Origin of the sequence: Weissella viridescens (assembly GCF_001437355.1) — a bacterium.
GTDB lineage: Bacteria > Bacillota > Bacilli > Lactobacillales > Lactobacillaceae > Weissella > Weissella viridescens.
The window spans coordinates 100,388-112,026 of the sequence record NZ_JQBM01000004.1 but is presented as its reverse complement, the minus strand read 5'-3'; the positions used below and the strand labels follow the sequence as shown (position 1 = coordinate 112,026).

Sequence of the window (11,639 nt, the reverse complement as noted above, 5' to 3'; positions counted from 1 at the left end):
TGTATAAATGGGATTACTTAGTGGCATGATGGGCAATTCAACACAAATTAGCACACGTGAGGTTAAAAGCGAAATTGACCCGCTTTTGATTCCAGAGGAAGAAATTGAACATGCCTATAAATTAGTGCGCGATTTGGTGATCTTTACGAATAAACGTCTCATCTTAGTCGATAAGCAGGGGATGACTGCCAAAAAGATTGCGTACAAATCAATCAGCTACCGTTCAATTTCAAAGTTTGCCACGGAAACAGCGGGACACTTTGACTTAGATGGTGAACTAAAAATCTGGATTTCAGGTCAAGTTGAACCTTCAGAAATTTTGCAATTTAAAGCAGGTGAGACGCTGACGCATGTCCAAAAGACATTAGCTGAAAAGGTTTTGTAAGCTGGGGCAGTATGTTATAGTTAGTTACAAATAATAAGTTAATGAAAGAAGGCATAACGATGAATTTTGAAACCAAGGTTATCCATGGCGGAATCCAAGAGGATCCGGCAACAGGGGCGGTTGTCCCTCCAATTTATCAAACTTCAACTTATCACCAACAAGAGCTTGGTGGTAATGCTGAATATGAGTATACGCGTGGCGAAAATCCTACCCGTTTTGCGGTCGAATCAGTGATGGCCGCTTTGGAAAATGGTAAGTATGGTTTTGCTTTTTCATCTGGAATGGCGGCTATCCATGCCGTTATGTCAGTTTTGCATGCCGGCGATCATTTGGTCATGGGAAATGACGTGTATGGTGGTACATTCCGTCTCGTTAACTCAGTTTTAGCTGACCTAGGTGTCACATATACAGCGGTTGATACTGCTGATAGCGCTGCAATTGAAGCAGCTATGCAAGACAACACCAAGATGGTGTATTTGGAAACGCCATCAAATCCATTGTTACACGTGACCGACATTGAACAAGCGGCTAGTGTGGCACACGCGCACGATGCGATTGCCGTTGTTGATAATACATTTGCCTCACCATACAATCAAACACCACTTGATTTAGGCGCTGATGTAGTATTAGCTTCAGGAACAAAATATTTAGGTGGTCACTCTGATACGGTTTCAGGTTTTGTTGTGACATCGGATGAAACTTTGGCTGATCAGATTAAGATGATTCAACTTTCTGTTGGCGCTGTTTTGTCACCACAAGAATCATTCTTGGTACAACGGTCATTGAAGACATTGGCGCTTCGTGTTGAACGTCATAATGAAAATGCTTTGGCCTTAGCAACATGGTTGAATGATCATGAAAAAATTCAAAAGGTTTATTACCCTGGTTTGCCAGGAACACCAGATTATGAAATCGCAAAGCGCCAAATGCGTGGATTTGGTGGGATGATGTCTATTGAATTGCAAGAAGGGTTAGATACAAAGCAGTTTGTTGAAAATCTTAACGTATTCCAATTGGCGGAATCATTGGGTGGCGTTGAGTCATTGATTGAAGTGCCAGCGGTGATGACGCATGCCTCAATTCCACGCGAGATTCGTTTGGAAAATGGTATCAAGGATGAATTAGTCCGCGTTTCAGTTGGTGTTGAAAACTTGGCTGATTTAAAAGATGATTTGGCCCAAGGATTGGATGCACTTTAATTTCTCAATTTTTAAAAACCATTTGCATTTTAAAATAAACTTGTGCTAATATTACGTAACGCCAAAATTTAGGGAGCTCAATGATCATGCGATTATTTGTTGTAAATAATAATAATAATGTTTTACACTCAAACATTTCGTATGATTGGGCCACTTCAGTGCGGCACTAAAAGTGTAAGTAACTTTCACCCAATCTCTGCGAGGTTGGGTGATTTTTTTTGCAAAAAGGGAGCTGGGAAAATGGAAAAGCAAGTTGAACTGAAACGTTCGATGGGATTGCTGTCTGGTCTTTCATTAGTGATTGGGACAGTTATCGGATCAGGAGTATTTTTTAAGCAAGCAGGTGTGCTACAACAAGCAGGTAGCACAACGATGGGATTGGTTGCCTGGATTGCGGGTGGGGTGATTACCTTAGCCGCTGGTTTGACGATTGCCGAAGTTGCCAATCGTTTACCAAAGACGGGTGGATTATTCAGTTATATTGAGGACTTATATGGACCGACTGCCGGATTTTTGACTGGTTGGATGCAAGTGGTTGTGTATGCACCAGCCGTAATTGCTTCAATCGGTGGCTATGCAGCATATTTGACAGCTAACTTCTTGGGTTGGGATATTTCAACAGCACGTTGGATTACCGTTGTATATGTGTTGTTCGTGATGGCACTAAATATGTTGGAAAACCGAATTACTTCAGCTTTCCAAGTGATTACAACCTCAATTAAGATGTTGCCAATCATTGTATTGGTCGTTTACGGACTATTCTTTGGTAAAGTCGATGCACTAGGTCAAACGGTTGCACAAGTTAGTTCAAGTGCACACGGTGGGCTTGGAATGGCAATTTTGGCGACTTTGTTTGCTTATGATGGTTGGATTCTTTTGGGAAATATTGCCGGAGAGTTGAAGAACCCACACCGTGATATGCCACGTGCCATTATTCTTGGTATTACGACAATTGTATTAGCCTACGTGGGTGTGACATATGCAACATACCGCACATTACCAGCAACTGAAATTGTACATTTACAAAATAATACAACTTTTGCCATGGCTACCAAGGCTTTTGGTGACTTTGGTGGACGTGCCTTGAGTGTTACGATTATCATTTCAATGTGGGGAACTTTGAATGGAAAAATGATTTCATTCCCTCGTATGGCTTACGCTATGGCAAAGGATGGTTTGTTCCCTAAGTACTTGTCACGTCTGAACAAGCATACGCAAGAACCAATTAATGCCATTGCAACTGTTGCAGCTATGACAATTGCGATTGCTGTCTTTACTGATTCAGCGGATCGCCTATCAGATATTGCAATCTTCACAATTTGGATTTTCTATACCGCAGCATTCTTTGGTATCTTTATTCTACGTCGTCGTGACCGTGGTCGTAACGCAGAGACTTTGTTCAAGACACCGCTATATCCGATTACACCATTAGTTGCAATTGGTGGAGCGTTCTTCGTATTAGGCTCAACATTTGTAACTGACTTCAGTGGCGTGTTAATTTCACTTGTGTTGGTTGGGTTGGGATTGCCAGTTTATTATTACTACCGTCACAAAAATCATATTGCAAAGTAAATCAAAAGCGCTGACTCAATGACTGAGTTAGCGTTTTTTTATGGTTTTAACCGTTGTGGCAAATACCAAGTTAGACAATGGACTGAGCCGCCCATTGTTGCGATGTCATCTACTGGAACGGGAATCACTTGTTTGGTGGTGTGCGTACGTACTTGCTTTAGAACGGCTTCGTCTTCAGGTAAGGCATATTGTGGTACCAGAATTTGTGTTTCGGTCGTTAGCATATTTGTGTACAAGCCTTTGGCAGAGGGGATGTCACGGTCAAACTGACCTTTTTCTGTGTAAGCGGAAGGTAAATTAATAAAGTTAATGCTTGGATCAGCCTGCTTAATCTGTTTTTTGACGTGATCAACACCTTCAAAGTCACCAACGAATAAAGTCTTTGGCTTGATGAAAAAAAGCATCCCATCGGCATGCCCCATCACATCCCCAGGTTCTTCATCAATTAAGATAATTTGCTTGAGTCCCAATTCTTCCTGTAACGTTTTAACGAGACGTTCTTGTGAGTAGCTAGGATTATCATATAAAACACGGTCAGTAAGAATCGCGGTATCAGCATCATTGTAAACAAAATTACCACCATCTAAGCGAATGTCAGAATAACTCAAATCGAAATGTTGATGTTCAAGCCACTTTGCAAAACGTGTATTAATGATGTCATTAAATTTTGTATCCAGATAATCGGGTTCATATTTGAATTTTACCATCTTTGCGTTGGTGACAATTGGCGCGATATCGCGTAACCAAACATCACCATAGACAAGGCGTTGATGTGATTTTGGTGCAAGTTGCTGACTCAATTTTTTCAGAGCTGCTTGTTGGGGTTGATAGTATGAATCATTTTGATCAGGTAACCCGGTGTAGATGGTTCCTGGCGTTTGAATGGCTGTGTGCATAGTAGTAGTTCCTCCAATTAGAATGAGATAAATGGTTATTAAAATAAGGCTTATGTTTTTCATGTCTGACGTCCTCTAGTCAATACCATACCATGGGTGTTATATATATATTTATATAAAAAAATATAAGCCGGTCTCATCACGAATTTTGATGCTTGACAAGGTTGATTATTTTAACTTAAAGCTAAGTGTCCCAGCACGATCTTTGATAGAATGGAGTTAGATAAATTTTAAGTGAGGGAAAAGAATGGCATTAGATATATTAGTTGGTCCAGCAAGCAAAGACCATGAACTTGAACTGCTCGAACAGATGCAAACAACTCTTGAAAATGATCCACAGGCCCAACTTTTTTATGTGGTGCCGAATCATATTAAATTTGAAAGTGAAATTGATGTCTTAGAACGTTTAGCCAAGTTAATGGGACACGAAGGAAACGCCGTTTCAGTGCCACGTGTCCAAGTATTTTCATTGAGTCGTTTGGCTTGGTATTACATGAATGATGATCCGCTTTATCACGCAGCGAATGTCTCGAAGGATGCCATGGTCATGTTGGTACAACGCTTGTTGCGCCAAAATCAGGACCAGTTGCAACTTTACCAATCAATGTTGAACAAACCTGGTTTTGTTAGTCAATTTACGGATCAATTGCTTGAACTCCGCCAATCTGGTTTACAACAACATGATTTAGAAGCCATTCAAGGTAATTTAAAAAATGCCCAGACGCTGGTGTATAAATTGCATGATTTGACCCTAATTGGGGACCAATTAGATGCGATTTTAGCAGAGCGAGGTCAATATCTGAATAGTGATTTATTGTTAGCTTTGAAGGTTTATTTGAATACAGATAAAGCTGATTTAAGCCACCATCAATTTTTTATTAATCGATATGCGCAAATGACACAAGCGGAACGTGGGGTAGTTGAAGCCTTAATCGCTAATGCGCAACAAGTCACTTTGGGGCTACCGGCTGATAATCTAAAATTGAACGCCGGACAACCCGATTTGTTCCAACCAGCAAAACATTTGGGGCAACATTTGTTAGATTATGCCCAGCAGAAACAGATACCGGCACAGGCCAAACCAGTTCTAAATGAACGACCAATTAGTCAAACCATGCATGCTGTGGAAGATTTTTGGCAAAGTTATGAACGTACAGGGGTGCAAACACACGATGGCGCTGGAACAATTCAATCAGATGAACTGCAAGTTTGGCAGGCGAATACGCCGTATCAAGAAGTGGAACAAATGGCACGTCAAATTCGCCAAGAGGTCGCCCGTGGTGAGCACCGTTACCGGGATTACCTGCTATTAGCACGTGATTTAGGACCCTATCAAAATATTATTCCAGCAGTCTTTAGCCGTTTTGAGATTCCATTTTTTATGGATGCCGATTTATCAATGGGCGAGCATCCGTTTGTCGCCTTTTTAAATCAATTACTAGATTTGTCGAATGGATTGACGTTAAATCGAGTGATGACCTTGCTGAAGACAGAGTTACTCCGTCCTGAAGCAGTTTCGTTAACGGATTATCGTGAAGCATTAGCACTTACGGAAAATTATGCGTTAGCGAAAAATATGGCCGGTTGGCGTTGGCAAGACCAAACGCCATGGCAATTTGATCGTCAAACGTTAGATATGGACGACGATGTTGTTCGTGAACGTGTCGAAGCAAAAGATGCACAAATTGAATTGGTGCACCAACAAATGAGTCAAACGGTCGTACCGTTTTTGAAACAAATTGAACAGGTGCAAAATGCACGTGAATTGGCAACGGCGTTATATCAATTTTTACTCGACCAACGTGTGGATCAACAATTGTTAGCTTGGCGTGATGAAGCCATTGCACGGGGTGATTTGAATTTAGCGCAACAGCCAGAACAAGTCTGGCGGACCTTTATTGGTGTGTTAGATGACTTTGTGACAGTCTTTGATGCTGAAACAATGACCTTATCTGAACTTAAAGATGCGTTACAAGCTGGATTTGATAATGCTAACTACTCTGGTATTCCGGCGACGATGGATCAAGTTCGGGTTTCAGAAAGTGGGATTGTTCAGGGCGAGCACTATGACACAACGATTGTCTTTGGTGCCACGAATACGAACTTACCAGGCACAGTGAAAACGAAGGCAATTTTGAATGATCAAGATCGTGACATATTAGCCAGTTATTTGCCAGATGGTGTTCAAATGAAGGGGACAGCTGAACAACAAATGGCACAAGAGCCATTTCTAATGTACAGTGCGATGATGAGTACGCAACGTCGCCTCGTTTGGTTATATGCGACAAGTGATGGAGATAAAGAACAGGAAGCTTCAACATACATTAACCGTCTAACCCAACAATTCGATTTAAAGGCGCAACATTTCTTGGCATTACCAACGCCTGAATTGACTGAGCTTGACCAATTTGTAGGATCACCTGCTAGCACGTTGGCGCATTTGGTGATGGTCAATCGTTTTGCCTTGAACCAAAAGGTAGGTCTGACTCTGAATTGGCAAGCTTTGCAAAATCAAGTCTCACAGTTACTACCAGAACCAACGCAACGTTTGATGAAGAGTTTGAAGTATGTGAATGAACCACAACCTATTCAACCAGCTCTCGTTACTGATTTGTTTGGTACTGATTTGAAGGCATCAGTGTCACGTCTTCAAAGTTATGCCCGTAATCCTTATGAGTTCTTCTTACAATACGGGTTGCGTTTACGTGACCGTGAAGTGATGGATTTGACGCCAGCCGAAAAGGGAACGTATATGCACGCGCTCTTTGAAGGTGTGTTCAATGCCTTGATTCAAGAAAATAAGGTTTTGGGACAATTGACTAATGCGGAAATCGCACAAAAGGTGCAAGTCTACGCGGATCAGTTATTGAGTGCAGGTGACATTACCTTTGATATCTTCAACAGTTCGGCACGGATGCGGTTCTTAACGAAACTATTGACGCAGCAAGTGATTGCTGACTTAGAACAAATGCGTCGCGGTCAGCCTGATAATCAAAAGATTCAAACGCAACGGACTGAAGTTGGCTTTGGACTTGGTAAACAAGGCCTTAAGCCCGTTAAGTATGATGTTGCCGGAGGTTCTGTAACTGTCCATGGAAAAATTGATCGTTTTGATCGTGTTCGGACCGGTGATAAGGACTATTTGATGATTGTTGATTACAAATCAAGTAAGCGTGATTTCAACTTTACCAAGGCCTTATCAGGATTAGAACTACAACTCATGACGTATTGGGAAGCCTTATCAGATGCTGAAGCAATTGAAGTGGGCGGAGCAACTTATTTCAATGCGCAAACGCCATTGCTAAAGTTAGACAAAGAGCCACTATTGCCTGATTATCCATCCCTTTTGGCCTATGCTGATGAAAAGGCGCAGCAAGGGGGACAGTACACAGGGGTCTTGCGCCAGGATGACGCACTATTATCAGCTTTGGACACACCAGAAGGTGATCCGAAGTTGTATGGCTTTGAATATAAGAAGTCGGGGGATGCGCTAAAGAGTGGACATGAAACTTATTCGGATGATGAATTAAACACGTTGATTGATTACAATCGTTATATGATTCAACACATTGCGGAACGTATCTTACAAGGATCATTTCCTTTACAGCCATTCCGTGATAAACAAGCGACTGGGTTGCAACATAGTGATTACCTACCCGTGATGTTCTTTGATGCCATGCTCGGTAACAAGTATCATGATATTTCACAACTACCAAGTGACCGGAACGGCGCCCTTGAAGCAATGCATCGTAAAATGACGGAACCTGATTCGACAGAGGAGGATAACCAGTAATGCAGTTTACAGAATCACAACAAGCAGCCATTACCCATAAAGATAAAAATATCCTAGTTTCTGCGTCAGCAGGTTCAGGGAAGACCCGCGTCTTGGTTGAACGGGTCTTACAGCGTTTGCTGGCTGGCGAAAACATTGATGAATTCTTAATCGTAACTTTCACCAACGCTGCTGCGGCGGAAATGAAAGAACGGCTGGAAGCGGCCATTCGCCAAGCAATTCCAGAAGCTGACGATAAGCAACACCTGCTCAAGCAATTGCGTTTAATTAACGTGGCTAGCATCTCAACGTTACATGCCTTTGCGATGCGCTTGATTGAGCAATACCACTACACCATCAACTTAGATCCGCAGTTTAGATTGGTAGATGATGCTGAGAATACGCTCATTAAGCAAGAAGTGTATCAAACGTTATTGGATGACGCATATGAAGCTGATGAGACGGCAACTGGACATCCATTTACGCATTTCGTACAACAATTCAAAACGAACGCACAGGACGATGGTGACTTACAACAAGCTGTTTTTACGCTGTTTAATTTTGCCATGGCACGTCCAGATACAACGGAGTGGCTTGAGAGTTTAACAGATGCGTATGTCTCAAATGCCGATTATGCACAAACACTGTTTTATCAACAAATGGTGCAGCCGCGCATGGTCCAAACCTTGGAGGGCTTGGTGACATTAGCTCAAGATGCCGTTAATCATGCACCTGACACGAATGATGAAGAAGCGGCTGAAAATCGGTTGCATAATTTAATGAATGATGCAGCGAAACTGGAAGACGTGCAAGCGATGTTGCAAAACTCAGATGCATCGTTTGATCAAATTCGCCAACTGGTACTGAACTTACAATTTGAAACCTTTGGTAAAAATGAAAAGGGCAAGGCACCACGCTTTAAGTCTGATTCACAGGTTAAAGAAGCCTGGGCGCCTATTAGTAAGGAACGTCAAGATCGCCAAAAGGCGATTGATTCTTGGAAGCATGCTTACTTTACCTTGGATTCGCAAGGAATTCAGACCGCCATGGATGGAGCTGGAACGACTTTGGCAACGTTGGTTAAATTTACACAACAATTCCAAGAGGCGTTTTTGAAAGAGAAGCTCCGACGCAAGGTGCTCGATTTCAATGATTTGGAACACTTTGCCTTGGAAATTGTGCAACAAGATGCTGTCGCCCATGAATTACAGCAACACTACCGTGAAGTCATGGTCGATGAATACCAAGATACGAACCAACTACAAGAAGCGATTTTGAGTCGAATTGCTGGACCGGAAAATACCTTCCAAGTGGGGGATATTAAGCAGTCGATTTATAAATTCCGTCAGGCAGATCCAACCTTATTTGGTTCAAAGTTGACGGCGTATCCAATGCGCGAGGATAGTGAAGTGATTACGCTCCAAGAAAACTTCCGTTCTCAACCGAATGTCACCAACTTTATTAATTACATCTTTGCGCAAGTGATGGATGAAGCATTAGGAGATGTTGATTATAGTGGTGAAGCTGAACTGGTAGCTGGAGCCGACTATTATCCTGAAGCCATTGCCAAGCAAGCCAATTTACTGGTGTATTTGCAGGAAGATGAAGCTGGTTCGGATGAAGAAGAAGTGCCGAATAGTTCGGAAAATGATGAAAGTTATGACGGTGCAACTGGACAGATCCACTTGATGGCCTTGAAAATCCGCCAAATTATGCAAGACCCAGACTACGTTATTTTTGACCGAAAGGCTGGAAAGACCCGCCGCCCAACTTATTCAGATATGACCATTTTGGTGCCAACCAAGAATCAAAATCTAGATGTGTTAGATGTCTTTGGGGCCTTGGACTTGCCAGTTACGATTGAAGGAACGGAGAATTTCTTTCAAACGACTGAAATTTCGGTGATGTTAAGTTTACTTCGCGTGATTGATAATCCGCATCAAGATATTCCTTTGGCCGCTGTGTTACGTTCACCTTTGTATGGCTTAAATGAAAATGATCTCGCATTAATCCGATTACAAAATCAACAGGATGACTTCTATCAAGCAGTGACCACCTGGTTGAATGCCGGCGATGAGCTGCCATACCCCGGAAATGATGCTGCTCAACGCGCAAAAGTTCAACGCGTGTTGCAACGTTTTGCGGATGATTTGGCTGACTTTAAGCGTTTGGCAACTCAGAATCAAATCGTTGACCTGATTTGGCAAATTTATAACCGGACAGGTTGGTTAGATTATGTGGGTGGTTTACCTTCGGGAGCGCAACGTCAAGCCAACTTGCACGCCTTGTATGAACGCGCAGCAAGTTACCAACGCTCATCATTCGTTGGGTTGTACCAATTTATTCAGTACGTTCTGGAGCTTCAATCGCAAGATCGTGATTTGAGTTCGGCGGATGCGAATGTTAGTGATGATACGATTCGCCTGATGACGATTCACCATTCGAAGGGGCTTGAGTTCCCGATTGTTTTCGTGTTAAACAGTACGCACCAAATGGTTTCAATTAATGAATCAAAGGGACCCATTTTAGCGGATGCCAAAGCGGGTGTTGGGGTCAACTATGTCGATGCTGACCACAATCTAATGCTACCTACGCCCCAACGCGAATTTGTAAAGGAAACGCGTAAAGCCGGTGCCTTTGCGGAACAGTTGCGTGTCTTGTACGTTGCATTGACCCGTGCCGAACAGAACTTATATTTGGTTGGAACGTATCGTACCTTGGATACCATGGATAAAACGTGGCAGTTGAGTGCATTAGGTACGAGTTGGATGTTACCAACTTGGATTCGTGAACGTGCCAGTTCATACATGGACTTAGCCGGGATGGCGTTGTTACGCCACCCTGAAGCAAATCAGAAGTTACAAAAAGCTTATGCAGCAGTTGGCGCCGAGTTCGATATGCCCGAAACGAGTCCATTGCCTGCTAAAAATGACTTTGGTTTTGATGTTGAATTGATGAACCAAACGACTTTAAAAACTGCCGAAGCAGCAATGCCAAAGCAAGTAGTGGCGCAAAATGAACAAGCTAGCGATCGCGATAGCTCTGCAACACCAATTACAGACTGGCATCAAGTGCTTGATTTTACTTATCCTTATGAAGGTGCCACTCGGGCCACAGCTTATCAGTCTGTTTCAGAGTTGAAGCGTTTGTTTGAAGATCCGGATTTAAGTGCTGGACGGGTACTTGAAGATGAGCGTCTTTCAGCGCAAAATGAAGTCGGGTTACGTTTTGTGAATGAGTCATTAGCTGAACCAGAGTTTATGCAACACCAAACCAAACGAGTAGCGCCGGCGGCCATTGGAACGGCGACACACATGGTGATGCAACGCGTTGATTTAACGCACGGGGCACCAACACTAGCAGATTTGCAAACGCTATTAAATCAATTGGTAGCAAACGAATCGATTGAAGCTGATGTGGCAAAGCGTGTTGATCTGCAAAGGATTGAAAGTTTCTTTAATGCAAACATCTTGGGTCAAACAATGGTGGCGCATGCTGATAGTTTGGAACGGGAAGTTCCCTTCTCATTGTTGTTGAATGCAAGTAATTTATACCGTGACTACCAAGGTGATGAAAAGGTCTTGGTCCACGGAATTATTGATGGTTATTTCAAGGTTGGCGATGACGTTTGGCTCTTCGATTACAAAACTGACCATATTAAGCAGAATGAGTCAGCGGCGCAGGTACTCACGGCGCGCTACAGTGGACAAATTAATGTCTATGCACAAGCGCTGGTTGCGCAAGGCTTGCCATATCCAAAACGCTATCTTTACTCATTTGATGCCCAAGAAACCATAGAACTAAAGTAAGACTGG

6 protein-coding genes are annotated in these 11,639 nt (G+C 42.7%); 5 read left to right on the top strand and 1 reads right to left on the bottom strand.

Annotated features, from left to right (window positions below):
• Positions 1-7 precede the first annotated feature (7 nt).
• The 3 genes from IV50_RS06540 to IV50_RS06530 all read left to right on the top strand — a co-directional run bounded on the left by IV50_RS06540 (position 8) and on the right by IV50_RS06530 (position 3,156).
• Positions 8-385 (top strand): PH domain-containing protein, encoded by a 378-nt coding sequence (locus IV50_RS06540; RefSeq protein WP_057746842.1) that lies wholly within the window; start codon positions 8-10, stop codon positions 383-385.
• A gap of 59 nt (positions 386-444) precedes the next feature.
• Positions 445-1,584 (top strand): trans-sulfuration enzyme family protein, encoded by a 1,140-nt coding sequence (locus IV50_RS06535; RefSeq protein ID WP_057746840.1) that lies wholly within the window; start codon positions 445-447, stop codon positions 1,582-1,584.
• A 240-nt stretch (positions 1,585-1,824) separates the two neighbouring features.
• The gene (locus IV50_RS06530; RefSeq protein ID WP_057746838.1) at positions 1,825-3,156 is read left to right on the top strand and encodes an APC family permease; all 1,332 of its coding nucleotides are present in this window, start codon (positions 1,825-1,827) and stop codon (positions 3,154-3,156) included.
• A 38-nt stretch (positions 3,157-3,194) separates the two neighbouring features.
• On the opposite strand, the gene IV50_RS06525 is transcribed toward IV50_RS06530, so the two are convergent.
• Positions 3,195-4,052 (bottom strand): agmatine deiminase family protein, encoded by an 858-nt coding sequence (locus IV50_RS06525; RefSeq protein ID WP_057746835.1) that lies wholly within the window; start codon positions 4,050-4,052, stop codon positions 3,195-3,197.
• A gap of 247 nt (positions 4,053-4,299) precedes the next feature.
• Here IV50_RS06525 and IV50_RS06520 point away from each other — a divergent pair, with 247 nt between their 5' ends.
• Both IV50_RS06520 and addA read left to right on the top strand, forming a co-directional pair.
• Positions 4,300-7,845 (top strand): PD-(D/E)XK nuclease family protein, encoded by a 3,546-nt coding sequence (locus IV50_RS06520; protein ID WP_057746832.1) that lies wholly within the window; start codon positions 4,300-4,302, stop codon positions 7,843-7,845.
• Positions 7,845-11,633, top strand: coding sequence for a helicase-exonuclease AddAB subunit AddA (gene addA, locus IV50_RS06515; protein WP_057746829.1), 3,789 nt, complete (start codon positions 7,845-7,847; stop codon positions 11,631-11,633). The genes IV50_RS06520 and addA overlap by 1 nt, the downstream gene beginning before the upstream one ends.
• The last annotated feature ends 6 nt before the right edge of the window (positions 11,634-11,639 follow it).

What these genes read in the sequence shown, in the direction of transcription:
- IV50_RS06540 (WP_057746842.1), top strand. Translation starts at nt 8, where the DNA reads ATGGGATTACTTAGTGGCATGATGGGCAATTCAACACAAATTAGCACA.
- IV50_RS06535 (WP_057746840.1), top strand. Translation starts at nt 445, where the DNA reads ATGAATTTTGAAACCAAGGTTATCCATGGCGGAATCCAAGAGGATCCG.
- IV50_RS06530 (WP_057746838.1), top strand. Translation starts at nt 1,825, where the DNA reads ATGGAAAAGCAAGTTGAACTGAAACGTTCGATGGGATTGCTGTCTGGT.
- IV50_RS06525 (WP_057746835.1), bottom strand. Translation starts at nt 4,052, where the DNA reads ATGCACACAGCCATTCAAACGCCAGGAACCATCTACACCGGGTTACCT.
- IV50_RS06520 (WP_057746832.1), top strand. Translation starts at nt 4,300, where the DNA reads ATGGCATTAGATATATTAGTTGGTCCAGCAAGCAAAGACCATGAACTT.
- addA (WP_057746829.1), top strand. Translation starts at nt 7,845, where the DNA reads ATGCAGTTTACAGAATCACAACAAGCAGCCATTACCCATAAAGATAAA.